The sequence below is a fragment of the Amycolatopsis thermophila genome (genome assembly GCF_030814215.1).
Classification (GTDB): Bacteria; Actinomycetota; Actinomycetes; order Mycobacteriales; family Pseudonocardiaceae; genus Amycolatopsis_E; species Amycolatopsis_E thermophila.
This window is the reverse complement of sequence record NZ_JAUSUT010000001.1, coordinates 3,449,796-3,476,578: the sequence shown is the minus strand read 5'-3', so window position 1 is coordinate 3,476,578 and position 26,783 is coordinate 3,449,796. Positions and strand designations below refer to the sequence as shown.

Below are 26,783 nucleotides of genomic sequence, written 5' to 3'. Positions count from 1 at the left end.
GGCGCCCGGAGACCCGCCAACCGCCACCACCAACTCCCCCAGCCGCACCCGGCTCACCGTGCTGCCGCCGCCCAGCCGGGACCACCTGCCCACCAGCCGCACCTGGCCCCACGCGGGGCAGGCACGCCCCCGCCCTGCCCCGCCCACCCCGGCCCACGAACCACGCACCACCAGCCGCACTCACCCCGCGATCCCCCACCGCCCGGGCCGCACCCTGGCCCGCGAATCGCCCACCACCAGCCGCCCCCACCCCCACGCGGGCGGAAACACCCACCTCACCGCCGGCCCACGAACGGCCCACCAACCGCGCGCCACCAGCTCCACCACCCGCACCCACCCCGCGTGGCCGGGACGACCACCAACCTCACCCCACCACCAGCTCCACCGGCCCACCCACCCGCGCGGGCACAGCACCCACGACCCCGGCTGCCCCACCGCTGACCCGTGCCCCGCCGCCCTTGCACCACCAATGGCCCCGCACCCGGCCGCGCCTACACCACCACTAGCCCCGCATCCCAGCCGCCACCCCGGCCCACGACCCACCCACTCCCAACCGCGCCCCCGCCACCAGCTGACCCGCCTACCCACCCCACGCGGCCCGGGAACCCCGACACGCACCCACCGGCCTCCCCGCGCGGCACCGGGCCCAATGGCCCTACCGGCCCGCCCGCACCGGGGTGATCGTGGTGCGCGTGACGTTCCCCGCCCGCGAAAGACCGGTCACGTCGATGTTCGATCCCTTCGGTCTGGAAGTCCTGGGTCGCGACCAGTGCCTGGCGCTGCTGGCCACCGCGGGGATCGGTCGTGTCGTGTTCACCGCCCGCGGCTTGCCCGCCGTCCAGCCGGTGCGGTTCGCCCTGTGCGCCGAGGCCGTGTCGTTCGGCGCGACCGCGGGGAGCCCGCTGTTCACCGCCGCCAGCGACGGCGTCGTCGCGTTCGAGGCCGACGGTTTCGACGAGGACCTGCGTTCCGGCTGGTGGGTGACGGTCCTGGGCCGGGCGCGCGCGACGCGTGAGCCGGCGAGCGCGTGGCCGGTGAGCACGGCGGACGACCGGTGGATCCGGATCCCACTGGAGGTCGTGTCCGGACGGCGGCTGGCCGCCGGGTAACGAACCGGACCTGCCGCGCGACCTCTACGCAGGAGTGCCGGAGGGCAGGGGTGATCGAACCGAGCGCGCGCGGACTTCTCGAAGCCGTCGTCGGGATTGCGGCTGATCTCAGCCTGCCCGAAATCCTGGCCAAGATCGTCGCCGGCGCCCGTGACCTCACCGGCGCCCGTCACGCGCGCATCGAAGTTCGCGACGCCGCGCCGGTCAGCTCCGGCGCCCCGGAGGCCGGGCCGTCGTTGACGATGCCGGTGCACGCGCGCGGCGGCCGGTTCGGCGAGCTGCGGCTGACGGGCAAGGACGGCGGGTTCACCGGTGACGACCGGCAGGCGGTCGTCACGCTGGTCGCTGCCGCCGGCATGGCCATCGACAACGCCACCCGGTACGGGCGCACGCGCAGCCGCCAGCGCTGGCTGGAAGCCTCGCACGAGGTCACCGCCGCCCTGCTGACCGGCGAAGACCCGCACCGGACCTTGCAGCTGATCGCCGAGCACGCGCGGGTCGTCTCGGGCGGTGACGCGGCCGCGGTCGCCATGCCGCGCGAGGACGACCCCACGACGCTGGTGTTCGAGGTCGTCGCGGCGGGTGAGGACGCGCCACCGGGGCTGACCGGGCTGACGGTGCCGGTCGAGGGCACGGCCAGCGGTGCGGCGTTCCGCAGCCGGGAGCCGGTGGTGGTACGAAACTACGGCACCTACGCCGCGAAGGAGCAGGCCAAGGTCAACGTCGAGGTGCCCGAGCAGGTGACGGCGCTCGATTCGGCAGTGGCCGTGCCGCTGATCGTCGGTGGCGAGACGCTGGGCGTGCTGCTGGTCGCGCGGTTCGGTGACTCCGTGGCGTTCACCGATGACGAGGTGCAGCTGGCCCGCACGTTCGCCGGGCACGCCGCCCTCGCGATGGAGTTCGCCCGCGCCGAGGAGGACCGGCAGCGGCTGGCCGTGTTCACCGAGCGCGACCGCATCGCCCGTGACCTGCACGACCTGGTCATCCAGCGGTTGTTCGCGACCGGTCTCGGGCTGGAGGGGCTGCGCCCGCTGGTCACGCAGGCTGAGGTCGCGGAGCGGTTGAGCGGGTTCGTGCACGAGCTGGACCGCACGATCCGGGAGATCCGCAACAGCATCTTCTCGCTCACCGCCGAGGAGACCGGGGGAAGCCTGCGGTCGGAGGTGCTGCGGCTGACGCAGGACTGCACGCCGGTGCTGGGTTTCGCGCCGCGACTGGCGTTCAGCGGGCCGGTCGACACCGCGGTCCCGGCGGCCGTGCGGTCGGATGTCACGGCGACCGTGCGGGAGGCCTTGTCGAACGTGGCCCGGCACGCCCGCGCCGGTGCCGTGTCCGTCGAGGTGGCGGTGGACCGGTCGGGGCGGTCGTTGACGTTGACAGTGTCCGACGACGGTGTCGGCATCCCGGACTCACCCGCGCGGCGCAGCGGGCTGGCGAACCTGGGTGAGCGCGCGGCACGCTGGAGCGGCCGGTGCTCGGTGTCGCGCCGGGGTGATCACGGCACCACGCTCGTGTGGACGGCCGAGCTGAACGGGTCCGGAGGGGTGCGATGACGATCTCGGTGTTCCTGCTCGACGACCACGAACTGGTGCGGACCGGGTTGAAGACGGTGCTGGAGTCCGAAGGCGACGTCCGGGTGGTCGGCGAGGCCGGCACCGTCGCCGAGGCGCTGCGGCGGATTCCCGAGCTGACGCCGGATGTGGCGATCCTCGACGTGCGCCTGCCCGACGGGGAGGGGATCAGCGTGTGCCGGGAGATCCGGTCGTCGGTCCAGCCCGCGCCCGCGTGCCTGATGCTGACGTCCTATTCCGACGACGAGGCCCTGTTCGGCGCGATCATGGCGGGTGCGGCCGGGTACCTGCTGAAACAGGTGTCCGGCATCGACCTGATCGGCTCGGTGCGCCGGATCGCGGCCGGCGCTTCGCTGCTGGACCCGGAACTCACGGCGACGGTGCTGACCCGGTTGCGTGGCGGCGGGCCGAACGATCCGGGATACGACCAGCTCAGCCCGCAGGAGCGGCGGGTGCTGGACCTGGTGGCGGACGGGCTGACCAACCGGCAGATCGCCCAGCACCTGCACCTGGCCGAGAAGACGGTGAAGAACTACGTTTCGGCGGTGCTGCACAAGCTGGGTTTCGAGCGGCGCACGGAGGCCGCGGTGTACGCGACGCGGCGGCGTGACACTTCCGCTCGGTAAACAGGGCCATTGGACCCTGTTGGGAAAGTCCGCACTCGACGAAGGTGAAGGGGTCACAACAGAAGATTCTCGGCCGCGCCGGTCGCCGCGAGCTGAGATAACCGGCCGGAGCAGCGGCCTCCCACCCCTCCCGCTGCTCCGGCCATACTATTGTCCGTTGTGGACGGAGGCGGTTGCGTGACCCGGTGGGTCCGACCGGGACGAAGATCTCCTCGTGTCACCCCGCGCGCGGCCCACATATCGCGGCGCGCACTCGTCGCCGCACGAACGGCCCACCGATGCCGCCACCAACGGCCGCACTTCGATGAACGGTCCGTTCATCGCTTCACGAGCGAACCACTCGCCGCGGCACCAACGGCCCGCTCGCTGCCCCGCGAGTGGTCCTTTCGTCCCCCAAGGACGGACTCTTTCGTCCCCAGCGAGTATCCCTTTCGCAACCCCACGAGCCGGCCCGTTCGTCCCCCAGCGAGCCGGTCTTCCGCAACCCAGGAACCGGCCCTTTCGCAACCCCACGAACCAGCCCATTCGTCCCCACAACCGACCATGTCGCCACCCACGAATGCGCCCTTGCGTCCCCTCCCGAACGGTCCGCTCATCGCCCCATGAACGGTCCGCTCAACTCATCACGAACGGTCCCCCGTGAAGGGGCCACTCATCGCCCCCCCCCCCCCCCGCGAAGGGTCCGCTCATCGCCCCGCGAGCGGTCCGCCCACCCCGTCACGAACGGTCCACTCGAGCTGCTGCGAGCGCTCCCAAGCCATGAACGGACCGTTCATCACCCCACCAAACACCCACTCACCAACACATGAACGGACCGTTCACCGCCCCTCGCCAGGCCCGTTCACCGCCCCTCGCCACGCCCGCTCACCCCACCACGACAGGCCCACTCACCCCAGCACGACAGGCCCACTCGACCGACGGCCAAAAAACCGCCGCAAACCGCACCACCCAACCCACACCACCGAACCCCAACCTCACCGCAACGCCCGCAGCTCCTCCACCGCCCGAAGCACATCCCCGTACCGCACGTACAGCGCAGCCAACCCGAACCGCAGCACCTCGGGCGGCCGGAAGTCCCCGATGACGCCCCGCTCGATCAACGTCGCCATCGCTGTTTTCGCGTCGGGCCAGGCCAGCGAGATCTGGTTGCCCCGCCCGTGATCGCGCGGCGTGACCACTCGCGCACCGGGCACCAACGCGTCCACGCACTTCAGGAAGAAGTCCCCCAGCGCCAGGCCCTTCGCGCGCACCTGTTCGATCGTCACGTCGCCCCACACGTCGAGCGCGGCGTCCAGCGCCAGCATCGACAGGATGTCCGGCGTGCCGGTCCGGCCACGGCTGATCCCCGTCCGCCCCGAGTACTCCGGCGTCATCCCGAACGGATCGGCGTGCCCGGCCCACCCGGTCAGCGGCTGGTCGAACGACGGCAGCCACTTCCGCGCCACGTAAAGGAAAGCCGGCGAACCGGGTCCTCCGTTCAGGAACTTGTACGTGCACCCGACGGCGAGGTCGACCCCCGCCGCATCAAGCCGCACCGGCACCGCCCCCACCGAATGGCACAGGTCCCACACCGCGAGCGCCCCGGCGGAGTGCAGCGCGGCCGTGATCCCGGGCAGGTCGTGCAGCGCCCCGGTCACGTAGTCGACGTGGTTGACCAGCGCCAGCGCCGTCCGCGAACCGGCCGCGGAAGCCATCTCCGCCACCGGCACCCGCCGCACCGTGTGCCCGGTCAGCCGCGCCGCGCTCTCGGCGATGTAGCCGTCCGTGGGGAACGTGCCGGCGTCGAGCAGGATCTCCGGCCGGCCCGGGTTCAGCCGCGCCGCCGCGACCACCGCCTTGAACAGGTTCACCGTCGTCGAGTCGCCGACCACCACCTGCCCCGGCCCGGCCCCGGCCAACGGCGCGATCCGGTCGCCGATCCGCTCCGGCGCGTCCCACCAGCCCTCGTCCCACGACCGGATCAGCCGCCGGCCCCACTGCTCGGACACCACCGCGGCCATCCGCGTCGCCACCCCGCGCGGCGGCGCGCCCAGTGAATTCCCGTCCAGATAGGACAGTTCCGGGTCGAGGTCGAACTCGGCGCGCTTCCCGGCGAGCGGGTCCAGCGCGTCCAGCTCCGCCGCTTCGTCGCGCAGTGACATCGTGTCCCTTTCTCTCTATCACCCTGTGTCGGCAGTCACATAGAGTGGTGTCTCCGCCAGCTGATCACGAGGAGGTCGCAGTTGACCAGCCAACCGTCCGTCGCTGAGCAGGCCGAGGGCTTGACGATCCCCATGCTCCTCCGTCGCAACGCGGCGGAGTACGGCGACCTGCCCGCGCTCACGTCGCTGGACGACCCGGACCGCCCGACGCTCACCTGGTCCGCGTTCCGCGACGAGATCGCCGCGGTTTCGCGGGGCCTGGCCGACCTGGGGCTACGCCGCGGCGAGCGGATGCTGATCATGGCGCCGAGCTCGCCCGACCACCTCATCACCGACCTCGCCGCCACCCACCTCGGCGCGATCTCCTGCACGGCGTACGCCACGCTCAGCCCGGACCAGATCTCCTACGTGGCGCGGCACAGCGCGGCGCCGGTCGTCGTACTGCAGGGCATGGACGAGCTCAAGCGGTGGCAGCAGGTCCTGCACGAACTGCCCGCGCTGCGCCGGATCGTGATGATCGACGCGGGCGCGGTGCCCGCCGGGGACGAGCGGTTCGTCAGCCTCGACGACCTGCGCACCCGCGGCGCCGAACTCCACGCCGCCGACCCGCGGGTGTTCGAGGACGGCTGGGCGGACCTCCGCCCCGAGGACCCGATCGCGATGATCTACACCTCGGGCACGACGGGCGACCCGAAGGGCGTGGTGCTGTCCCACCACAACGTGATCTTCGAGGCCTACGCCGTGCACTCGCTGCACGAGTCCCCCAAGCACCTGGAGAACATCGCCTACCTGCCGCTCGCGCACATCGCCGAGCGCGAGATCTCGATCTACATGCCGATCGTCTACGCCGGGCACGTCCACACGCTCGCCGACCCGACGCAGATCGCCGGCGCGCTCGGCCGCGTCCACCCGCAGGGCTTCTTCGGCGTGCCGCGCGTGTGGGAGAAGATCGCCGCCGGGCTCAAGGCGATGCTGCCCGGCCTGCCCGAGGACCGGCGCAACGCGCTGCTGGCGGCCAGCGACCTGCTGCAGCAGGGCTACAAGCTGCGCAACGCGGGCGAGGTGGTGCCGCCGGACCTGGCCGAGAAGATCGCCGAGGCCGACCGGACGGTGCTCGCGCCGGTGCGCGCGCTGCTCGGCTTCGACAAGCTGCACTTCTGCTCCAGCGGCGCGGCCGCGCTCCCGGTCGAGGTCCTGTACTTCCTTGCCGGGCTGGGCGTGGAGATCCACGAGGTGTGGGGTCTGTCGGAGACCTCCGGCGCGGTCACGTCGAACTCGGCGAAGGCCTTCCGCGCCGGCACCGTCGGACGGGCGCTGGCCGACACCGAGATCAAGGTCGACGCCGACGGTGAGCTGCTGGTCCGCGGCCCGCTGGTGTTCATGGGCTACCTGCAGGAGGACGGCTCGATCGCCTCCGCGCTCGACGAGGACGGCTGGTTCCACACCGGCGACATCGGCACGATCGACGACGACGGCTTCGTCACGATCACCGACCGCAAGAAGGAACTGATCATCACCTCGGGCGGCAAGAACATCGCGCCGACCCGCATCGAGGGCCTGCTCAAGGAGCACCCGCTGATCGGGCAGGCGGTGGCGATCGGCAACGACAAGCCCTACGTCACCGCGCTGATCGTGCTCGACGACGAGTTCCTGCCGGGCTGGGCGGCCCAGCAGGGCATCGAGGGCACCGACCCGGTCGTGCTCGCCGAGCACCCGGCGGTCCGCGCGGAGGTCCAGCGCGCGGTCGAGTCGGCCAACGCTCGCCTGGCCCGCGTCGAGCAGATCAAGAAGTACCAGGTCCTGCCCAAGGCGTGGACGCCGGAGAGCGGCGAGGTCACCCCGACGCTCAAGCTCAAGCGCCGGATCATCAACGACCGCTACGCGGCGGACATCGCCGCGCTCTACACCGCCGACCAGTGAGCGTCAGGCCGACCGGAGGGGCGTGGTCCACTTGCGCAGGCGCGGTGGAACACGCTTCTCCAGGCCGTAGGGCTCGAGGTGGGCGCTGAACACCTCGTCGAACGCCTCCCGCACGGTCTCGGTGTCCCACGTCTGCCGCTCGAGGATCGGCGCCTTCAGGTACGGCTGGCCGACGATGTGCAGCTGCGGGCCGTTGCACCGGACGAGCTGGCCTGTGATGCCCTCGGCGTCGTCGCTGAGCAGGAACAGCACGACGGGGGCGATCCGCGACGGCGTCCGATCAGGGGGACAGTTGCGCAGCGACCGCTCCGACGTCCAGACCATCCGGGTGTGGGCCAGTGGGCAGACAGCGTTCACCCGGATGCCCGAATCTTCCAAATCGAGTGCCCACGAGTAGGTGAGCGACGCCACAGCGCCTTTGCTCGCCGCGTACACGCCGAGCTTGCGCTGGCCGAGCGAGGCGCCGGAAGAGATGTTGACGATCGACCCGCCACGGCCCCGGGCGACCATGGCCTTCACGGCGGCGATCCCGGTGTACATCACGCCCAGGACGTTGACCTCGACGAGTTGGCGCACCTCGTCGACGTCCTCCTCCCAGGGCAGGGCCTCGTAGTTCAGCCCGGCGTTGTTCACCAGCCCGTCGATGGCGCCGAATTCGGACACGCACAGGTCGACCATCGCCTGGGCCTGCGCCGGATCGGTGACGGTGTGCCCGCTGGCCACCGCCCGCCCGCCGTGCTGCCGGATGTTCGCTGCGGTGCGTTCGGCCAGGTCAGCATCGATGTCGTTGACCACGACCGCCGCGCCGGCCTGCGCGAGGTGCACGGCGAACGCCTCCCCCAGACCCCGGCCGGCACCGGTCACCACGACCGCCCGGTCCTCCATCAACCTGCTCATGCTTCCACTCCCCACCGGCCGGTCCCCGAGCTCCAGCCCGTCCTCGGCTGTCTCCCGGCCTGTGAGTCCAGTGTTCGCGCTCGCGGCGCCCGTGGTGACCGCCCGCCGACGAACGGTCCGCTCACTGCGCTGAACGAGTGACGTCTGATCGGCCGGGCTGACCCCACCGCCGATCACGGAAGGAGAAACTTTCCACCGTTCGTCGTAATCCGAAAGTAAGAAGGTCTACGACCGTACGGGCCCAATAAAGCGATACCGTCGCGCTGTGACTGTTCGCCTGCGTGTAGTGAGCGTCATACTGAACGTCGCGGAATGTGTCACATCGGTGACCGCCGTCACAGGAACCGGGTGTCCAGCGACAGAGTCAGTGAGCGCAGGCGGCCACCCGACGAGGGGGAAGTGGGGAGAGGTGTGAAGACCACGACTCGCCCATCCATGCGTGCGGCGCTCGCGAACCGCGAGTTCCGCACCGTGTGGCTGGCCGAGGCCCAGTCGGTGCTCGGCGACCAGCTCACCACGGTGGCGCTGGCTCTCACCGTCTACCACCGCACCGGCTCGGCGCTGTGGTCCGCCGTCGCCTACGGGCTCACCTTCCTGCCGGCGCTGGCCGGCGGGCTGGGTCTGGCCCAGCTGGCCGACCGCTACCCGCGCCGCACGATCCTCGTCGCGACGGCCCTGCTGCAGGCGCTCTTCATCGGCGTGATGGCCCTGCCGGGCATGCCGGTGGTCGGGCTGTGCGTCCTGGTCATGCTCGCCCGGCTGGCCGGTGCGCCGGCCAACGCCGCGCAGAACGCCCTGACCAGGGAGATCTTCACCGACGACGAGCTGTACCTGCGCAGCCAGGACATCCGCGGCATCACCACCAACACCACGATGCTGCTCGGTCTGGCGCTGGGCGGCGTCATCGTCACGGCCGCGGGCCCGTCGCTGGCACTGGCCCTGGACGCGCTGACGTTCGCGATCAGCGCGCTCGCACTGCACCACTGGGTGCGTGCGCGGCCGGCCGCGGGCGACGGCGACGGCTCGTGGTTCGGCGCGATCTCATGGGCCGCCCGGCAGCGCCGCCTGCGCGTGCTGCTCGGCCTGTCCTGGCTGGTCGGCCTCGCGATGGTCCCCGCGGGGCTGGCCGCCCCGCTGGCGCGGGAGATCGGGGCACCCGATCAGGCCGTGGGGTGGCTGCTGGCAGCGGACCCGCTGGGGTTCGCCCTCGGCGTGTTCCTGCTGTCCCGCTACGTCTCGGCCCCGGCCCGCCGGCGGTCCGTCGGCGTGCTCGCGGTCGTCCCGACGGCGCTGCTGCTCGCGTTCGGGCTGCGGCCGGACCTCGTCCTGGCCCTGGTCGTCCTCGCGCTCGCCGGGGCGGCGGGCGCGTACATCGTCACCGTCGGCGCCACGTTCATCACGTGGGTGCCCAACGAGCTTCGTGGCGGGGCGGGCGGGCTGTACCGCACCGGCCTGCGGGTCGCGCAGGGTGTCGGCGTGGCGATCGGCGGCGTGGTCGCGCAATGGTCGGGCGCGGCGACCACCGCCATCATGATCGCGGGCGCGGCCGGGGTGGTCCTCGGCGTGCCCCTCGCGGTGTCGTGGGGACGAGTGCTGGGGTCGGGCAGCGATGCGGCCGGCTCGGACTGACGGCCGGCGGCCGTCGCGGCATTCAGAAGATCAGAAGTCACGGTCGCGCACAACCATTCACCTCCCGTTTTTGGGACGGAAACAAACACGAATCTCGGACGCTCAGAAGTCACGGTCGCGCACGGCGAACACCTCTCCCACGGCAAGGAAAACGAACCCGATTCAGGCAGGAGTATCAGAAGTCGCGGTCAGACACGAGGAACACCTCCATTCGGTGCCTGTGGTCCGTACGCGGCACGCCGGGACTACCGCTCGTGGCGGAGGTACGCAGCGCTTCGCGTGCGGTGAGATGATACCTGTTGATGGAAAGTACCCGGCGTCGTTCCGGGCACAGCAAAGTTACCCGGCGGCGGTACGCGATGTCGAGGGAAGGTGAGGCGGTGCCTCTGCCGCACACGCGTCGGCGATCGCCTACACTCCACGGCGATCCGGGCCGCAGGGAGGGCGTTGAGTCCATCGAGGAGCGAAATTCCGTACCCCACCAGGCCGCGCCCGAGAGGGCCGAGGTGAACACAAAGCGTGATGCGTCGGGTACGCGCCGCGCCATGTCGCCGCGCAATTGGACATTGTGGCGCCGGCCGAAACGATTCATCGCATTCCTGCTCGTCTCCGAGCTGATTGCGCTCGCGTGGCTCGTCGTCGCATTCGTGAACGCGAGCGCGCCGAGCGGTCTCGATTGGCTGCGGTTCGCGATTCTCACCGCCGGTGCGACGGCGCACATTCAACTCACCCGCCGGCAGGAGGAACGGAGGCGAAATGCGGGCGGCCGGGTCCTGATCGACCTGACCGCGGTCTGGATCGTGCCGGCCGCGATTATTCTTCCGGTGCCGTTGACGATCTTCGTCGTGGGCCTGGTGCGGGCCCAGCGCTGGTTCGTCGCGCGGCGGCCCGCGCACAACTTCGTGTACTCGACGGTGGCCCACATGCTGGCCGCAACGCTCGCCCACCAGGTGTTCGTGGCGCTCGGCCCGCACGACTGGGGTTCGCTGGGCCTGGGCGCGTCGCTGGTGGAGTTCGGCTGGATGCTGGTGGCCGGGCTGGTGTACGAGGTGGTGCAGATCCTCTACATCGGGACGGTCATCGCGTTGTCCGCGCCGGAGAACGCGAACGCGCGGAGCGTGCTGGGCAGCCCGGCGGACAACGTGCTCGAGGCGATCACGATCGGCCTCGGTGCGGTGACGGCGATCCTGCTGGTGATCATGCCGCCGGCCGTCGCGATCATGGCTGTGGTGACGGTGGTGTTCAACCGCCTCGCCGAGATCGAGCAGCTGCAGGCCGACGTGCGTACCGACCCGAAGACGCAGGTCGCGAACATGCGCGGGTGGACGGAGTCGGCCGAGCGGGCGCTGACCCGGGCGACCAAGGCCGCCGATCCGCTGGCGATCCTGATGATCGACCTGGACCACTTCAAGTGGATCAACGACACGTTCGGCCATCCGGCGGGCGACGATGTGCTGCGGAACCTGGCGCAGCTGCTGGACGAGGTGACGCGCCCGAGCGATGTGGTGGGCCGCTTCGGGGGCGAGGAGTTCCTCGTGCTGCTGCCGGACACCGATCAGGCGGCCGCGACGGTCGCAGGAGAGCGAATCCGCTCGGCGGTGGCCGGGTTGCGCATCGTGACGACCAACAAGCGCGGCGACCAGACGCTGGTGTCCGAACGGACGGCGTCGATCGGCGTGGCGGTGTACCCCGACCACGGGGACACCCTGCCGGTGCTGATGCAAGCCGCCGACGCGGCCGTCTACGAGGCGAAGGAGGGCGGTCGCAACCAGGTGCGGATCGCCCGCTCCGGCCGGGAGACTCCACCGCCGGTGCGTGAGGTAAAACACATCAGCCACTGATGCCGGGCTCGTGTCGGGCGGGTGTGTGGTCCGTGTGGGCGGTCGCGAGGTGGCCAGGGCGCGGTTTCGAGGTGCCACTTCGTGCGGTTCCGAGATGCCCACTTCGGGCTGTTTGAGGTGCCCACTCGTGCGGCCACGAGATGCCATGCCCATCGGTGCGGTCTGGAGATCCCACCGGCACGGTCATGAGATGCCCACTGGGGCGGTCCCCAGATGCCCACCGCCGCAATCCCCAAGACGCCCACCGGCGCCGCCCCCAGATGCCCACTGGTGCGGTCCCCGGACGCCCACCGCCGTGGCCGCCAGATGCCCACCGGTGCAGTCCCCAGACGCCCACCGCCGCGGCCGCCAGATGCCCACCAGTGCAGTCCCCAGACGCCCACCGCCGCGGCCGCCAGATGCCCACCAGTGCAGTCCCCAGACGCCCACCGCCGCGGCCGCCAGATGCCCACCAGTGCAGTCCCCAGACGCCCACCGCCGCGGCCGCCAGACGCCCACCAGTGCAGTCCCCAGACGCCCACCGCCGCGGCCGCCAGACGCCCATCAGTGCGGTCCCGAGATGCCGACCGCCGCGGTCACGAGATCCCCCTTCGCGAGTCCCCGAGGTGGCATCCGGCGCAGTTACGAGATATCCCTTCGTGCGCCACGAGATGCCCTCCGATGCAGTTTCGAGATGCCCACGATCGCGGTTACGAGAAGCCGCATCGCGCGGCCACGAGATACCCGCGGCCCGATTACCAGATGGCCCTTCGCACGGTCACGACAAGCCCCTTCGTGCGGTTATGACGAAGCCCCTTCGTGCGGTTACGACGAGCTTCACTCGCCTCGGAATGGCGTCCACTGGTCCTTTCGCACATTCACGCGCGTCCCACTCACCCACCCTTTACTTCGCACGCACACGACCTGCCCGATCAAGTGCGTGCCGTTGGACCACCGCCGAGCGCCGGCCACCGCCCACCACGATTGCCATCGTCGACCACGAGCGGTCCAGTCGCGCGGACCCACGCACCACCGACCCGAGCCGGCGCCACGCTCCCCACGCAGGGGCCACGCGAACCGGAACCACGCTCCGCTCGGGCCCCGCGCCAGGCACGCCCGCAGAGGCCAGCCAGGTTCCGCTCGTACCAACCCCCGCGGGTCGATTCGCACCTGCACGACCGGGCCGCCGGTGTGCCCACCAAGGGCCCACGCGTGTCCTCACGAGGAGCGCACCCACGGGGCACGAAAGCTCGACTTACGGCCCCGGTCCACCCACGCCCAGCACTGACCCACTCGCACCCGGTACGCGTCAGCCGACCACCCGCGAACCCACCACCGGGCCACTCACCAACCACCACCGGGCCACTCACCAACCACCGCCGGCCCACTCACACACCCGCCACCGGGCCACCCCACCAACCCACCCGCGCCCACCACGCCCCTGACCAGCCACTTCCTCCCCACCCCCAACCCCAACCCGGCAACCGCGACCCCCTCACCCACTAGAGTGTCGCCGCCGAGAAACCACGATCAGGGAATTCCCTGGTGGCCGCCGAGGCCGCTCCCCTGCCACTCTGGGAGACGATGATCAGTCCAGCGACCCTCACCGAACACCCGCCGCCCGTGCCGGACTCACCGACGCCGCCGCGGGTGCGCCGCCGCCTGGCCACGTCCGCCTGGCTGCTCCTCCTGTCGCTGGCCGTCGTCGCCTTCGGGTTCGTCGCCTCGCGGCCCGCCACGCCGCCGGACCAGGGCCCGCCGACCGGTGGCGCCCTCGCGGCCCAGCGGGCGATCGAGGCGCTTGTCCACCCGGGCCCGGAACCGACCGCCCTCGCGCTCCTGCCCGCCGACTTCACCCGGGTCACCGGCGTCGTCCCCGGGCGGCAGCAGGCGCGGGACGGCACGGTGCGCGCCGTCCACACCGACGGCGGCTGCTCGACCCCCTGGGGCGACGACAACACGAAATGGGACTTCGGCGTCCCCTGCAAGGCCCACGACCTCGGCTACGACCTCCTCCGCTACGCGGCCGCCGTCGGGCACCCGCTCGGCCCGGAGATCCGCGAGGCCCTCGACCAGCGGCTGTCCACCGACATGCACGCGACGTGCGACATCAACCCGATGGACTCGCCGCGCACGTGCCGCGTCATGGCGAACCTCTACTCCGCCGGTCTCGTCGTGAACTCCTGGCACCAGCGGTGGGGGCCACCGGTCGGCGACCCGATCGGCCCGCTCCTCGCGGGTGTCGCCGTGATCGGGTGCCTCCTGATCTTCCGCCTCCGCGGCTGGCTCCAGCACCGGCACGCCCGCATCGCGTCACCGACGCCGGAACGCGCGCCCGTCGAGCCCGCGCCGCTGTCCCCGTGGGTCACGCTCGGGGCCGCCAGCCTTGTCCTGCTCATCCTGGGCGAATCGGCCATCGCGCTGGCCCGGTGGGCCGGCGCGAGCGCCGAGTGGCTGTGGCCGTTCACCTGGGTGGCCCAGCTCGCCCCGGTCTTCTTCTTCGCCGGTGGCCGGGCCAACGCCGCGGGCTGGCGCGCGACCAGGGACAGCGGCGGCGGGTACCGCCAGTACCTCGCCCACCGCGCGAGCTGGCTCCTGCGCCCGGCCCTGATCTTCGTCGTCGTGGTGCTGGTCGTCCCCCTCGCGCTCGAACTGCTGGGCATCCCGGAGGGCACCAACGCGGCGATGATGCGCATCGCGCTGCACCCGCTGTGGCTGCTGGGCATCTACCTGCTCACGGTGGTCGCCACGCCGCTCATGCTCGCCCTGCACCGGCGCGCCGCCGCGGCGTCCGCGCTCGGCCTGTGCGCGTTCGTGCTCCTGGCCGAACTGGCCGCCCACATCCTGGGCTCATCGATCCCGCGTTACCTCGCCGCGTTCGGCCTGGCCCTGCTCGCCCAGCAGGTCGCCTTCAGGCGCATCAGCACGTCCCACCGCCTGCTCCTGGCCGCGGTCACGGCGGCGGGCATCACCGGGCTCGTCCTGCTCACCACCCTCGGCGGAGTCAGCCGCGACCTGCTCGGCGCCCCGGGCGCGCCACCCGCGCTGTCCGCGCCCGTCCTGCCGGTGCTCCTGCTCGGCGCCGCGCAGATCGGCCTGCTGGGGCTCGCCGCGAAGCCGCTGGCCCGCCTCACCACCCGTTTCGCCGGGGTGGCCCGCCTCGCGATGCGCGCCCCGATGAGCCTCTACCTGGGCTTCCTCGCCGCGATGCTGCTCGTCGTCGCCCTGGTCTACCTGCCCGACCACCCGTCCGCGATCTTCACCTGGCTCGCCGGCCCGCGCACCTGGTTCGCCCTGGCCCTGCTCGCGGTCCCGGCGCTGATGGTGTTCTGGTGGTTCGAACGCCACCCGCGCGACACCGCCGTCCCGGTCGCCGTGCACCCGAGCTCCGGCGGCTGGCTCGCCCACGCCGCCACCGTGCTGGGCACCGGGTTCGCGGCCGTCGGGCTGTTCGGGTTCGCGCTGACGCGGTTCGGCGGCGACAAGGGCACCATCATCGGCCTGCCGATCGATCCGATCCAGAACCTTATCCAGCTGCTGATCGGGGTATTCCTCCTGCACACGGTGCGGACAGGGCTCAGCGGAGCACGCAGCACCTGGATCGTGACCGGGGTGGCCTGCGTTCCGGCGCTGCTGACGGCGGCCCATCCGGTCACGGTCGCGGTGCACGGCGTGACCGCCCTGATCGCGCTCGCGGCAGTGGCCAGCACACTCGGATCCGCCAAGGCGGTGGTGCAGAACACGTAAGCGAGTGTTGTGAACCACTTCGCACTGGTCGTGTGCGACGCTACGGCCAAGTAGGTGAACGACGGTGGCGAAAGGAGCGCCTGGCGTGGACGACCCGCGGTACGAACGTGGGAGCGGCCGGCCCGCACGGCCCCGGCAGCCGCGCCAGGTCGACGCTCGCCACGAAGGCCCCGTGCGCCGCGCACCGGCCGACCGCGCCGCCCCCCGTCGCATACCCGGTGACCGGACCGCCGCGGGCCGCACCCCCGCGGATCGCGCGGCCGGCCGGACCGCCGCCGCTCGCACCCCCGGCAACCGCACCTCGGCAGGCCGTCCGCCCGCGTCCCGCGAACGCCGGCCGCCGCCCCAGGCCCGTCGCCGCCCGCCGCCACCGCGCAAGCCGCACCGGAACCACCGCGGCGCGAAGATCGCCGTCGGCCTGGTCTCGCTGCTGGTCATGAGCCTCACCGGCTACTCGTGGGCCGCCATGCAGGGCCTGGTCAACGGGCTCACCACCACCGACGTGATCGACGCCAACCAGCCTGCCGACGGCGCCCGCGACATCCTGCTGGTCGGCATGGACAGCCGCACCGACGCGCAGGGCAACCCGCTGCCGGAAGACCTCCTCGCCCAGCTCCGCGCCGGTGTCGCGGACGGTGAGGAGAACACCGACACGCTGATCATGGTCCACATCCCCAACGACGGCAGCAAAGCCGTCGCGATCTCGCTCCCGCGCGACTCCTACGTCAGCATCCCGGGCTTCGGCCAGCACAAGATCAACTCGGCGTACGCGAGGGCGAAGGCGGCCGAGCGCAAGAAACTGCAGGACGAGGGCGAAACCGACGCCAAGACCATCGAGGTGCAGAGCAACCAGGCCGGTGCCAAGACCCTCATCCAGACCGTCGAGAAGCTGACCGGCTCGAACATCGACAACTACGCGTCGGTCAACCTGCTCGGCTTCTCCGAGATCACCAAGGCCATCGGCGGCGTCGACGTGTGCCTCAAGGACGACGTCAACGACCCGTACTCGGGCGCCAAGTTCACCAAGGGCCAGCACACCATCTCCGGCGTCGAGGCGCTGGAGTTCGTCCGCCAGCGGCACGGCCTGCCGCGCGGCGACCTGGACCGGGTCGTCCGCCAGCAGGTGTTCATGGCCGGCATGGCGCGCAAGGTGCTCTCCGCCGGCACCCTCGCCGACCCCGGCAAGCTCAGCAGCCTGACCGACGCGATCAAGAAGTCCGTCGTGCTCAACCAGGGCTGGGACATCCTGGCCTTCGCCCAGCAGCTCAAGGGCCTCACCGGCGGCCAGCTCGAGTTCCACACGATCCCAGTGGTCAACATGGACTACAGCACGCCGGAGGACGGCCAGGCGATCCAGGTCGACCCGAACCAGATCCGCCAGTTCGTGCAGAGCACGTCCGCGCCGGCGCAGGCCGCGCAGCAAGCCGACGCCGGCCCCGCCAAATCGGCGACCACCGTGGACGTCCGCAACGGAACCGGGCGCGAAGGCCTCGCCTCGACCGTCCTGCAGAGCCTGACGAGCAAGGGCTTCACCGGCGGTGAGACGTCGAACACGACGTCGCGGAAGGCCACCGTCGTCCGCTACCCGGCCGGCGGCCAGGCCGCGGCACAGCAGGTCGCCGACGCGCTGGGCTCCGGCGCGACCGTCGAGGCCGACCCGACGGTGACCTCCGGGCACGTCGTCGTGCTCGTCGGCAGCGACTACGGCGCCACGCCGTCGCGGGTCGTCCAGCAGGCCGCCGCGGCCCCGACCACCACGCAGGCCCCGCCCCCCGGCAGCGACGAGCCGATCACCGCCAACGGCATCACCTGCGTCAACTGACCAGCCCGGCCAGCCCAGCCGGGTTAGCCCGATCGGCGTAATAACCCCGGTCATCCGGCACGGTTCTGTCGAAGTCGCGTAAGGAACCCCCACTCAGCGACTTACATACCCGTGAACACCGCTGGAGTTCGACCGGACGTGCCGGAGCAGGGGTGCGGCGCGACACAGGGTCAGGGCAGGGGACGAGGAGTGCGCATCGACAATGACCTCTACCAGCGAGTTCTGGGGGAGGAACTGCGCAAGCTGCGCCGGCGACGGGGCTGGACGCGCAAGGAACTGAACCAGCACCTGCAGAGCGACATCTCGCTGCAGACGCTGGCGACCTACGAACTGGGGACGCGGCAGTGCTCCGTGGTGCGGCTCGTGGAGCTGTGCCTGGCGATGGACGAACTACCGCAGGACCTGCTCGCCCGCGTGCACCGCCGCGTGTTCGCCGACGAGCCCGGCAAGGTCCGGCTCGACCTGCCCCGCATCGTCGCCGACGACCGGGTCGAACTGATGCCGCTGCGCCGGTGGGCCGAAGACCGCCTGCGGCAGCCGGCCGCGCCCCGCGAGGTGCGCCTGGACCGCGCGGCGCTGAGCTGGATGGCCCAACTGTGCGGTCTGACGGTCCCCGACCTGCTGGAGCGCCTGCACGCGATCTCCGGCGTGGAGGACGACTGAGGTCGTATCGGGTCGGGGCGGTCGCGATGCGGACCGGAGGCGGTAGTCGCGCACATGGCCTAGCGTGTCCGGCAAAAGTTTCGGCTGGTTGTCGGACCTGACCGGGTCCGCGGCGGCAAGGCCTACTCATCACCAGCGACCCGGGGACACCGGCGCGCCCGCAGCACCCCCGCGGTGATCCCCGAGCCAGCTGACCAGGCCAGGCACCGCCAACGCCGCGGTCGACCGCCTGCCTTCGACGCGGCGGACCACCGAGGCCGCACCATCGTCCAACGACGGTTCGCCCTGCCCAAACACTGACGGGCGCCGGCTACTGGTCACGACAAGTTCGCCATCGCCTACCGACCAGCGGTCGTCCCGCGTGCCCTGATCACCTGGACCAAGGCACCTAGTCACACCCGGGGCAAGCAATGTGCGACCGGCTGATCCGGTTGCTCAACCCCGGGGTGAGGACGACACGGCGCCGCGGCGCCGCCCGGCCGGACGTCGCCGCAGTGCCGGTAGGGCACGGCCCGGCGCGACGTCGTCCCACCCCGCCCGCACCGGCGCCGCCTTTCCCCGGGAAGCGGCCTCAGCGAGTGCCGACCAGCTCGAAGTCGGACGGCCGCAGCTTGCGCGTGTTCAGCCAGTACCGCCAGGTGAAGCCGGGCCAGATCGTCCGGTTCACGCCCTTCGCGTCGAGGTACCAGCTCTTGCAGCCACCCTGCGTCCACACGCCCTTCTCCAGCTTCCGCTGGATCTCGGCGTTGAAGCGTTCCTGCACGTCCGCGCGCGGCTCCAGCGCGCCCGCACCGGTCCGTTCGACCAGCCGGATCGCCTCGGCGACGTAGCGGATCTGGGACTCGATCATGAACACGACCGAGTTGTGCCCCAGCCCGGTGTTCGGCCCGAGCAGGAAGAACATGTTCGGGAAGCCGTTGACCGTGATGCCCAGGTGGGTCCGCATGCCCTCGGCGGCCCACTCCTTGTTGAGCTTGCGGCCCTCCAGGCCGATGATGTCGAGGTTGTCGAAGGCGTCGGTGACGTGGAAGCCGGTGCCGAAGATGATCGCGTCGACCTCGTGTTCCACGCCCGCGGTGTCGATGACCCCGGTCTCGGTGACCTCGGCGACGCCGTCGGTGATGACGTCGACGTTGTCCCGGTTCAACGCCGGGTAGTAGTCGTTGGAGATCAGCACGCGCTTGCAGCCCATGACGTAGTCGGGCGTCAGTTTCGCGCGCAGCGCCGGGTCGTCGACGTGCTTGTCGATGTTGGACTTCGCGAGCTTCTGCGCGACCTTCATCAGCCCCTGGTGGCCGTTGAAGCCGATCGCGCGAGCCTCCAGCATCCAGTACAGGAGGTTGCGGTAGGCGCGCTGCGTGCCGGGGATCTTCGCGAACAGCGCCTTGGCCCAGTCCGGCATCGCGTGGTCCGGCTTCGGCATCACCCAGGCCGGCGTGCGCTGGAAGACGTGCAACCGCTCGACCTCGGGCGCGATGGCCGGGATGAACTGGATCGCGCTGGCGCCGGTTCCGACGACCGCGACGCGCTTGCCGCGCAGGTCGTAGTCGTGGTCCCACTGCGCCGAGTGGAACGTCTTCCCGCGGAACCGCTCGATGCCCTTGAGATCGGGGATCTGCGGCAGGTGCAGCGCACCGACGCCGTTGACCAGGAACCGGGCGGTGAACGTGTCGCCGCTCTTGGTGGTGACGTGCCAGTGGTGCTCGTCCGGGTCCCAGCGGGCGCCGGTCATCTCCTGGCCGAACCGGGTCCGGGAGTAGAGGTCGTACTTGCGGGCGACGCCACGCAGGTAGTCCCAGATCTCCGGCTGCGGCGAGAACGAGCGGGTCCAGTTCGGGTTCTGCTCGAAGGAGAACGAGTACATGTGCGACTGGATGTCGCACGCGCAGCCCGGGTAGGTGTTGTCGCGCCAGGTGCCGCCGACGTCGTCGGCCTTCTCCAGGATCACGAAGTCCTCGCGGCCCTCCTTGCGCAGCTGGATCGCCATGCCCAGGCCGGAGAACCCGGTGCCGACGATGATCACGCCCGTTCGAGTGTGCTCTGCCATGTACCTTCCTCCACGCCGAGCAATAGGTGTTACCACGAGTCCATCTTACTCGGAGTAGGTTACCTCCGGTAGAGTCAGTTTCATGACCGGCCCGACCCGCCGCAAGCGCATGCCGCGAGCTCAGCGCGAACAGCAGATGCTCGAGGTCGCCGAGGCGGTGTTCGCCGAACGCGGTTTCGCCGCGGCGTCGATGGACGAGATCGCGGAGCGGGTCGGCGTGTCGAAGCCGATGCTGTACGAGTACTTCAACTCCAAGGAGGGGTTGCTGCTCGCGACCGTCGCGCACGCCCGCGCCGAGCTGCGCGAGGTCACCGAGCGGGCGGTGGCGGGCCAGACGGACGCGCGGGAGGCGCTGCGGAGCGGGCTGCGGGCGTTCTTCGTGTTCGCGCGCGAGCGGCGGCAAGGGTGGTCGCTGTTGCGCCACGAACTGGCCCTCATCGGCACGTCGGCGTCCGAGGCGCTGGAGGACACCCGGCGCCAGCAGACCGACCTCATCGCGAAGCTCATGGCGCAGTACTTCGACGACCAGGCCGGCCACGTCCTGCTCGAGGCCACCGCCGAACTCGTCGTGGGCGCGTGTGAGCGGCTCGCGATCTGGTGCGAGCAGCACGAAGAGGTGACCCCCGACATGGCGACCACGCTGGCGATGGAGGTCCTCTGGTCCGGGCTCGCCCTTCGCGCTCCGTGACCGGGCGTTTCCCCAGGCCGCTGCTCCATCCGGTCGTCACGCACAGCACATTTCGGCCCATTGCTTGTCACACAGAGTTCTGTTGATGTAGGCATAGGTGTTGACAGAGCGTTAGGCAAGTGGCCGCCGAAGCACGCCCGATCGGATGAACGCGATCGGCGTCATGAAGAGGCTTCGGATTGCTCCCTCATTGCGGAGTATGCAGCCGAGAGCAGCAGGGGTGTGAGACTCATGGCGGTACCGATCACGGCCATCTACGTGCCGGAGGACGACGACTGGGCGGTCACCGTGACCGCGCAGGGGCGGAGCCTGACGGCACGCGCACCCGGCATCATCGCGGCACGCGACCGGGTCGACCAGTTCGTGGAGGAGCTGGGGGCGGAGGCGCGGGGGGCCACCGTCGTCCACCTGCTCAACGGGAGCGCGCTGGAGTTCACCGCGGCCTACATGACGGCGCGGTTGACCAGGCCGGAACCCGCACCGGTCGAGGTGCCGGAGCCGGCGAAACCGGCGGAGAAGTCCGAGGTCGCGGCGAAGGAACCGGCTGCTGTGCCAGAGCAGCCGGCGCCGAAGCCGGACAACAAGCCGAAGGCGAAGCTGACCGCGAACATCGGGGACGCGCTGACGGCCGCGAAGCCGGCGTCACCCACACCGTCGGCCGTCACGTCGGTGACGGTGACCGCGGGCGCGAGCACGCCGGCCGCACGAGCCTGAGGCTGTCAGCGGAAGAGCTTGCGCACCAGCAGTGCGGCCACGAGCACGCCGACCCCGATCAGCGGAAACTTGACCTTGGGGTCGTCGAGCTTGGCGCGCACGGTCGTCTTGGCGTTGTCGGCCAGCCTCTTGGGGCTGGCCTTCTCGCCGAGCTGATCCAGCGTCGACGCGAGCGCTTCGCGGGCCTTCACGATCTCCCGCTCGATGGTGTCCGGGTCGCGAGCCACAGGTCCTCCTCACCTTCGCAGGGCACAACCGTAGATCACCGCTCCCGGCGGGCGGCACCGGCCACGCCGAAGGAGGCCCGGCGCTAGGCTTGAACCGCGCGCCCGTAGCCCAATTGGCAGAGGCACATGGTTTAGGTCCATGCCAGTGAGAGTTCGAGTCTCTCCGGGCGCACTTCACCGCGCCGCTCCCCTTGGGGCGGCGAGTCACGCGCGGTCGCGGCGGTCGATGAGCGTGTCCGGTGCGGCCGTAGCGGATGCCGTCACGGCGCGACGAGCGGTTCCGACTCGTGGGCCCGGTGCAGGATCTCCACAAAGGACCACGGCGTGGCGAACTCCACGTCGTCGATCCGGTCGACCGGCACGCCCGGCGTCCACGAGTTCATCACCACCGCACCGGTCAGGGACGGCAGGTCGGCCGCGGTGATCACGCGCGACCGCTGCGCGACGCCGAGCCGGTCGAGCCGGCGGCGCACCACGGCCATCGTGACGCCGCCCAGCATCGGGGCTTCCGGCCACACCACGGCGGAGCCGTCCCAGAACGCCAGGTTCCAGATGGACGCCTCGCCGAGACGGCCATGACGGTCGACGAAGGCCGCGTCGTCGAAGCCCTTCGTGGCGGCCTGGCGCGGGTAGTAGGTCTTCGCCACCTCGCCGACGTGCTTGAACTCCGGCAGGACCCGCTCGTACTCGACCGTCGCGAGGGACAGCGGCCCGGTGGGCGGTGACGCCGGCGGCCCGGTGCGGACCAGCACCTCGGGTGGGAGGTCCGCCGTCGAGAACTCCGCCGGCGAGTACACCGTGGCGGTGAGGGACACGTCGGCCGGGCCGTCCGCCAGCGCCGCCCTCAGGTAGGCCAGCACCGTCTCGTCCGGCAGCGTCCGGCCGAACATCCCGGCCGACGCCGTCCGCAGCCGCGCGAGGTGGAGGTCGAGTCCGCGGATCCGGCGATCACGCACCTGCATCGCGGTGAAGTGGGCATACCCGGCGAACGCGAGCGGCGCCAGATCCTCCACCGTGGCCGGACGACCGTTGCGTTGCACGACGAAGACGCTCATGCCGGCCAAGGTAGAGCTTCACACCGGTGTCAATGCCAAACGTGGCCTCCCCGACCCACGTGACGGGGAGGCCACGCGCGTCAGTGGCCCCAGGGGCCCGTGATCGCGAAGACGTAACCGGGGGTCTGGATGTTGGCGAACAGGATCCGCCCGTCCTGGCTGAACGTCGGGCCGGTGAACTCGCTGTCGTTGAGCTCGTTGCGCGCCATCGGGTAGGACTGGCCGTCCGCCGTCACGCCGACCAGGTGGCTCAGGCCCTCCCCGTCCTCGGCGAGGATCAGGCCGCCGTGCGGGGACACCGTGATGTTGTCCGGGCCGTCGTAGTTCGTGTCGGCCTCCGGGTCGGGGTTGACGCCGTAGATCGTCTTCAGCTCGATCGTCCCGGCGTGCGGGTCGTAGAACCACACCTGGCCGTCGTGCTCGTTGACGCTGCCGTCGGAGATCCGGGCGTAGCTGGCGACGAAGTAGGCGCCACCGTCACCCCAGTACGCGCCCTCCAGCTTGCGGCTGTGGGTGACCTGACCGGCCGCGAACTGCTTGCGCACCGACACGGCCTTCGCGTCGCGGTCGGGCACGTCGACCCACCGGACCTTGTACTTCGTGCCCGGGGTGGTCGCCTCCGAGAGGTCGTCGATGTGCCGGCTGCCCTTGAAGCAGCTCATCGCCTGCAGCGTGCCCGCCGTGTCGCCGCCCTCGGACAGCGCGAGCTTGCGCAGCGCGCCCTTGCCGCCGCGGAAGCCCTTCGGCGGCACCCAGCGGAAGTACAGGCCGTTCGGGCCGCTCGCGTCCTCGGTCAGGTAGATCTCGTTCGTCCTCGGGTCGACGGCCACCGCCTCGTGCGAGTAGCGGCCGAGGAACTTCAGCGGGATCGGCTCGAGGTTGGCGTCGCGGTCGAACGCGTCCACTTCGAACACGTAGCCGTGGTCCTTCTGGTAGACGCCGCCGGCCCGCTGCTCGGTCTCCTCACAGGTCAGCCACGTGCCCCAGGGCGTGACGCCGCCGGCGCAGTTGTTGTGGGTGCCGGCCAGGCTGACGTACTCGATCTGCCGGTTGCCGTCGCGGTCGACGACGATGTTCGTGGTGCCGCCGCCCGCGCCCGGGTCGTAGGTGAGGCCGGGCAGCGCGGGCACCCGGAATTCCTCGCCGCCGCCGATCTCGTGGTTGTTGACCAGGACGAAGCCGCGCCCGTTGCGGAAGCAGGCCGTGCCGTCGGCGTCACTCGGCGTCGGCTCGCCGGTCTCCAGCTTCGTCACGCCGGCCTGCGCGACGACCTGGTACCGGAAGCCCTTCGGCAGGGCGAGCAGGCCGGCCGGGTCGTCGACGAGCGCGCCGTAACCGGTGGGGCGCTTGACCTGGGCGGCGGCGGACGGAGCCGCGATCGCGTCGACGCTGCCCGCGACGACGATGCCCAGACCGCTCGCCGCGCCGGTGCGCAGCAGATCACGCCGGGAAAGTGAAGCCATGACGACCTCCTGTGGTGGGAACCGTGCGTCCGAAGCCAAACCGGCGATTCGGTACCGAACGGGGCACGGAGGCAACGCGCAGGCGAACGGCCGGCGAAACCTTCAGCCGACGCGCTCGCACGGGTAGCGGTCGCGGATGCGCTCCTGGAAGTACTGGCCTTTGCTGTCCGCGTCGAGCAGCGCGCGGTGGATAGCGCTTTCCACGCCCAGATACCGGTAAATGCCGTGGTGCCGGAATTCCACCTCGAGAACCCGGCGCGTCGCGTCGTACCCGACGGACGCGAGCGCGGTCGAGGAAACCGGACGGCGACGCACTAGTGGCGGCCCGTTTCGAGCAGGTTCTTCAGCCGGCGCAGATCGTTGCTGTTCGCGCGTCGCATCGCCGCGGTCAGCAAGCGGGACGCGAGATTCGCGAATCCGCGCGGTTCACCGCGGTTGCGCAGGACCATTCGGGTGCTGTACGCGTCCAGGGATTCCCAGGTGTAGCTGGTTTCCATCGGGAACGGTCCCTGCGCGGTGCGCATCACGAGCCGTTCCCCCGGCACGAGTTCGATCACCTCGTAGGTGTACCGCAGGGTCCGGCCGAGAAAACGCGCCACGAAACCGATCCGGGAACCCTCGCGCAGCGGTGGCCGGGTTTCCCAGTCCACGTCCAGGATGTTGACGTACCACCGGGGCGCGTTCGACGGATCACCCGCATAGGCCGCGACTTTGTCCCGCGGCACTGCGATGACGATGTCGGTGCTCACGTCGACGGGCACGGGAACGAGGGTAGGGCACAACCGCCGATTCCGGAAAAACTCACCCCGGCACGATGACGCCCCGGCCGCGCTACCTCTGCCGCGACAGGCGGAGCCGCCGGTGGGCGGCCATTCGCACCGGGGCGTTCGCCGCGCCGTAGCCGCGGTAGCCGCCGATGCGCTGGACCACCTCGAAGAACACCCGCGAACCCAGCACCTCGGTGTAGAAGTGCAGGAACTCGCCGTCCTCGTCGCGGTCGTAGAGCACCGAGTACTCGCGCAGCGCGGCCAGCAGATCCGGCGGCGGGGCGAGCCGGGCGTCCAGGTCGTCGTAGTAGTTGGCCGGGATCTCCAGCAGCGGCGCACCGGCTGCGTGCATCGCCTTCGCGCTGGCCAGCACGTCGTCGCTGGTGAAGGCGATGTGCTGCGGGTCAGGCACACCGGGCGCCCAGTCACCACGCCGCAGCAGCGCCACGTTCAGCGCGATCCGCACCGTGTTGGACGGGTTGGTCACCGCCCGGCTGCGGATCAGCCCGAACGGTGCGGCGAACTCGGTCGGCATCTCCGGGTGCAACCCGAGCACCGTCCGGTAGAACAACGCGGCCTCGTCGAAGTTGTCGAACGGCTGGGTCAGCGACACGTGGTCGGTCCCGGCCAAGCCCGCGCTCGTCGCCGGCGCGCCGGTCGGCGTGAAGTCCGCCAGCCAGCCGTCGCGGCAGAAGAACACGGCGGTGCCGTCCGGGGCCGCCACCGCGGACAGGTCCGCCTCGTCCGCGCGGTGCTCCCGCGGCAGCACCGGCGCGTGGAACGACTCGGCCCGCTGCGCCGAGCGTGCCGGGTCCGCGCTCTCCACGGCCAGCGCGCTGATCTCGGCCCGCCCGCCGGTCTCGTTGAGCAGCACCCGAGCGGCGCCCTGGGTCCACAACTGCACCGGCTTGGAGCGGTGCTGTCCGGTGTGCGCGAACCCCATCGCGGTCAGCGCGGCGGCCAGCTGCGGCCCGGTCTCGCCGTCGACGGCCAGCTCGGTGAACGCGTGGCCGGTCAGCTCGGGCGCCGCGATCGCCGGCTCGCCCAGCGACTCCTCCAGCCCGAGCAGCGAGCGCATCGCATCCACCGCGGCGCGGCCCGGGTCGGCCTGGCGGAAGACGTCGTTGAACACCTCCAGCGACAACGGCCCGCCGTAACCGGTGGCCAGCACGTGGCCGACGAACGCGGTCAGGTCGAAGGCGCCCTGCCCGGGGAACAGCCGGTGGTGCCGGCTCCACTGCAGGACGTCCATGTGCAGCCGGGGCGCGTCGGCGAGCTGCAGGAAGAAGATCTTCTCACCGGGGATGGTCCGGATCAGCGCGAGGTCGCTCCCCCGCGACAGGACGTGGAAGCTGTCCAGGCACAGGCCCACCGCCGGGTGGCCGGCGCGCCGGACGATGCGCCACGAGTGGTCGTAGGTGTCGACGAACCGGCCCCACGCCAGGGCCTCGTAGGCGACGCGCATCCCGCGCTCTGCGGCCCGCACACCGAGTGCGTGCAACTGTTCGGCCGCCAGATCGTCGTCATCGACCGCGTCCGGGGACACCGACGAGCACACCAGCACCGTGTCGGCGCCGAGCTGCTCCATCACGTCGAACTTGCGCTCGGCGCGGCGCAGGTTCGCCTCGAACACCGGCGGCGGGACCGCTTCGAAGTCCCGGAACGGCTGGTACAGATCGACCGACAGGCCGAGGTCGTCACAGCGTCGCCGCACCTCGGCGGGCGACGAGGTGGAGACGATCAGGTCGTTCTCGAAGATCTCGACGCCGTCGAACCCCGCGGCGGCCGCGGCGGTCAGCTTGTCCTCGAGCGTGCCGGACAGGCACACGGTGGCGATTCCTCGCCTCATGGCCGGGACTCCTCTCGCACGGGCCGGT

General features: G+C 71.0%; 20 protein-coding genes and 1 tRNA gene. 12 read left to right on the top strand and 9 right to left on the bottom strand.

The features are described 5' to 3' along the window. Window positions 1–692 precede the first annotated feature (692 nt). Genes FB470_RS17100 through FB470_RS17090 form a run of 3 tightly spaced genes read left to right on the top strand, consistent with a single transcriptional unit; the run spans window position 693 to window position 3,306 of the window. The gene (locus FB470_RS17100; RefSeq protein WP_306992743.1) at window positions 693–1,109 is read left to right on the top strand and encodes a pyridoxamine 5'-phosphate oxidase family protein; all 417 of its coding nucleotides are present in this window, start codon (window positions 693–695) and stop codon (window positions 1,107–1,109) included. A 50-nt stretch (window positions 1,110–1,159) separates the two neighbouring features. Continuing rightward, window positions 1,160–2,662, top strand: a complete 1,503-nt coding sequence (locus FB470_RS17095) for a GAF domain-containing sensor histidine kinase (RefSeq protein ID WP_306992741.1) — start codon at window positions 1,160–1,162, stop codon at window positions 2,660–2,662. Then, window positions 2,659–3,306, top strand: a complete 648-nt coding sequence (locus FB470_RS17090) for a response regulator (protein WP_306992739.1) — start codon at window positions 2,659–2,661, stop codon at window positions 3,304–3,306. The genes FB470_RS17095 and FB470_RS17090 overlap by 4 nt, the downstream gene beginning before the upstream one ends. Before the next feature lie 974 nt (window positions 3,307–4,280). Here FB470_RS17090 and kynU read toward each other — a convergent pair. Beyond that, on the bottom strand, window positions 4,281–5,447 hold the full coding sequence (gene kynU / locus FB470_RS17085) for a kynureninase (RefSeq protein ID WP_306992737.1): 1,167 nt from the start codon (window positions 5,445–5,447) through the stop codon (window positions 4,281–4,283). 132 nt (window positions 5,448–5,579) lie between these two features. Between kynU and FB470_RS17080 the strand changes: the two genes are divergently transcribed. Next, entirely contained in the window at window positions 5,580–7,367 is a 1,788-nt protein-coding gene (locus FB470_RS17080; RefSeq protein WP_306999317.1) for an AMP-dependent synthetase/ligase, read from the top strand. Between the two features lie 3 nt (window positions 7,368–7,370). Here FB470_RS17080 and FB470_RS17075 read toward each other — a convergent pair whose 3' ends face one another. Beyond that, the gene (locus FB470_RS17075) at window positions 7,371–8,264 is read right to left on the bottom strand and encodes an SDR family NAD(P)-dependent oxidoreductase (protein WP_306992735.1); all 894 of its coding nucleotides are present in this window, start codon (window positions 8,262–8,264) and stop codon (window positions 7,371–7,373) included. Window positions 8,265–8,699: 435 nt separating this feature from the next. On the opposite strand from FB470_RS17075, the gene FB470_RS17070 reads away from it, so the two are divergent. The 5 genes from FB470_RS17070 (at window position 8,700) to FB470_RS17050 (ending at window position 17,945) form a co-directional block, all read left to right on the top strand. Continuing rightward, window positions 8,700–9,893, top strand: coding sequence for an MFS transporter (locus FB470_RS17070; RefSeq protein WP_306992733.1), 1,194 nt, complete (start codon window positions 8,700–8,702; stop codon window positions 9,891–9,893). Between the two features lie 566 nt (window positions 9,894–10,459). Further along, the gene (locus FB470_RS17065) at window positions 10,460–11,734 is read left to right on the top strand and encodes a GGDEF domain-containing protein (RefSeq protein WP_370876674.1); all 1,275 of its coding nucleotides are present in this window, start codon (window positions 10,460–10,462) and stop codon (window positions 11,732–11,734) included. 1,563 nt (window positions 11,735–13,297) lie between these two features. Continuing rightward, window positions 13,298–15,460: a phospholipase A2 gene (locus FB470_RS17060; protein ID WP_306992731.1), complete on the top strand. Its 2,163-nt coding sequence runs from the start codon at window positions 13,298–13,300 to the stop codon at window positions 15,458–15,460. 85 nt (window positions 15,461–15,545) lie between these two features. Beyond that, window positions 15,546–17,282, top strand: coding sequence for an LCP family protein (locus FB470_RS17055; protein ID WP_306992729.1), 1,737 nt, complete (start codon window positions 15,546–15,548; stop codon window positions 17,280–17,282). Window positions 17,283–17,471: 189 nt separating this feature from the next. After that, window positions 17,472–17,945 (top strand): helix-turn-helix domain-containing protein, encoded by a 474-nt coding sequence (locus FB470_RS17050; RefSeq protein WP_306992728.1) that lies wholly within the window; start codon window positions 17,472–17,474, stop codon window positions 17,943–17,945. Window positions 17,946–18,516: 571 nt separating this feature from the next. On the opposite strand, the gene FB470_RS17045 is transcribed toward FB470_RS17050, so the two are convergent. After that, window positions 18,517–19,992: a flavin-containing monooxygenase gene (locus tag FB470_RS17045; RefSeq protein ID WP_306992727.1), complete on the bottom strand. Its 1,476-nt coding sequence runs from the start codon at window positions 19,990–19,992 to the stop codon at window positions 18,517–18,519. Between the two features lie 82 nt (window positions 19,993–20,074). Between FB470_RS17045 and FB470_RS17040 the strand changes: the two genes are divergently transcribed. Then, window positions 20,075–20,680 carry a TetR/AcrR family transcriptional regulator gene (locus FB470_RS17040; protein ID WP_370876478.1) on the top strand — a complete coding sequence of 202 codons (606 nt, stop codon included), beginning with the start codon at window positions 20,075–20,077 and terminating at the stop codon, window positions 20,678–20,680. A gap of 231 nt (window positions 20,681–20,911) precedes the next feature. Beyond that, window positions 20,912–21,394, top strand: coding sequence for a hypothetical protein (locus FB470_RS17035; RefSeq protein ID WP_306992725.1), 483 nt, complete (start codon window positions 20,912–20,914; stop codon window positions 21,392–21,394). A gap of 5 nt (window positions 21,395–21,399) precedes the next feature. Here FB470_RS17035 and FB470_RS17030 read toward each other — a convergent pair whose 3' ends face one another. Further along, the gene (locus FB470_RS17030) at window positions 21,400–21,621 is read right to left on the bottom strand and encodes a DUF3618 domain-containing protein (protein WP_306992723.1); all 222 of its coding nucleotides are present in this window, start codon (window positions 21,619–21,621) and stop codon (window positions 21,400–21,402) included. A 98-nt stretch (window positions 21,622–21,719) separates the two neighbouring features. On the opposite strand from FB470_RS17030, the gene FB470_RS17025 reads away from it, so the two are divergent. After that, window positions 21,720–21,793, top strand: a tRNA-Leu gene (locus FB470_RS17025). Between the two features lie 88 nt (window positions 21,794–21,881). Here the strand turns inward: FB470_RS17025 and FB470_RS17020 are convergent. From FB470_RS17020 to FB470_RS17000, 5 genes are all read right to left on the bottom strand, one after another. After that, a complete protein-coding gene (locus FB470_RS17020) occupies window positions 21,882–22,676 on the bottom strand; it encodes an aminotransferase class IV family protein (protein WP_306992722.1) in 795 nt (264 codons plus the stop codon). Between the two features lie 80 nt (window positions 22,677–22,756). Continuing rightward, window positions 22,757–24,139: an alkaline phosphatase PhoX gene (locus FB470_RS17015; protein WP_306992720.1), complete on the bottom strand. Its 1,383-nt coding sequence runs from the start codon at window positions 24,137–24,139 to the stop codon at window positions 22,757–22,759. A 102-nt stretch (window positions 24,140–24,241) separates the two neighbouring features. Continuing rightward, on the bottom strand, window positions 24,242–24,454 hold the full coding sequence (locus FB470_RS17010; protein WP_306992718.1) for a KTSC domain-containing protein: 213 nt from the start codon (window positions 24,452–24,454) through the stop codon (window positions 24,242–24,244). Continuing rightward, complete coding sequence (locus FB470_RS17005) at window positions 24,454–24,900, bottom strand: SRPBCC family protein (RefSeq protein WP_306992717.1); 447 nt, start codon at window positions 24,898–24,900, stop codon at window positions 24,454–24,456. The genes FB470_RS17010 and FB470_RS17005 overlap by 1 nt, the downstream gene beginning before the upstream one ends. Window positions 24,901–24,970: 70 nt before the next feature. Further along, window positions 24,971–26,755 carry a bifunctional sugar phosphate isomerase/epimerase/4-hydroxyphenylpyruvate dioxygenase family protein gene (locus tag FB470_RS17000; RefSeq protein ID WP_306992716.1) on the bottom strand — a complete coding sequence of 595 codons (1,785 nt, stop codon included), beginning with the start codon at window positions 26,753–26,755 and terminating at the stop codon, window positions 24,971–24,973. Between the last annotated feature and the right edge of the window lie 28 nt (window positions 26,756–26,783).

What these genes read in the sequence shown, in the direction of transcription:
- FB470_RS17045 (WP_306992727.1), bottom strand. Translation starts at nt 19,992, where the DNA reads ATGGCAGAGCACACTCGAACGGGCGTGATCATCGTCGGCACCGGGTTC.
- FB470_RS17080 (WP_306999317.1), top strand. Translation starts at nt 5,580, where the DNA reads ATGCTCCTCCGTCGCAACGCGGCGGAGTACGGCGACCTGCCCGCGCTC.
- FB470_RS17015 (WP_306992720.1), bottom strand. Translation starts at nt 24,139, where the DNA reads ATGGCTTCACTTTCCCGGCGTGATCTGCTGCGCACCGGCGCGGCGAGC.
- FB470_RS17090 (WP_306992739.1), top strand. Translation starts at nt 2,659, where the DNA reads ATGACGATCTCGGTGTTCCTGCTCGACGACCACGAACTGGTGCGGACC.
- FB470_RS17075 (WP_306992735.1), bottom strand. Translation starts at nt 8,264, where the DNA reads ATGAGCAGGTTGATGGAGGACCGGGCGGTCGTGGTGACCGGTGCCGGC.
- FB470_RS17020 (WP_306992722.1), bottom strand. Translation starts at nt 22,676, where the DNA reads ATGAGCGTCTTCGTCGTGCAACGCAACGGTCGTCCGGCCACGGTGGAG.
- FB470_RS17040 (WP_370876478.1), top strand. Translation starts at nt 20,075, where the DNA reads ATGACCGGCCCGACCCGCCGCAAGCGCATGCCGCGAGCTCAGCGCGAA.
- FB470_RS17000 (WP_306992716.1), bottom strand. Translation starts at nt 26,755, where the DNA reads ATGAGGCGAGGAATCGCCACCGTGTGCCTGTCCGGCACGCTCGAGGAC.
- FB470_RS17035 (WP_306992725.1), top strand. Translation starts at nt 20,912, where the DNA reads ATGGCGGTACCGATCACGGCCATCTACGTGCCGGAGGACGACGACTGG.
- FB470_RS17060 (WP_306992731.1), top strand. Translation starts at nt 13,298, where the DNA reads ATGATCAGTCCAGCGACCCTCACCGAACACCCGCCGCCCGTGCCGGAC.
- kynU (WP_306992737.1), bottom strand. Translation starts at nt 5,447, where the DNA reads ATGTCACTGCGCGACGAAGCGGCGGAGCTGGACGCGCTGGACCCGCTC.
- FB470_RS17070 (WP_306992733.1), top strand. Translation starts at nt 8,700, where the DNA reads ATGCGTGCGGCGCTCGCGAACCGCGAGTTCCGCACCGTGTGGCTGGCC.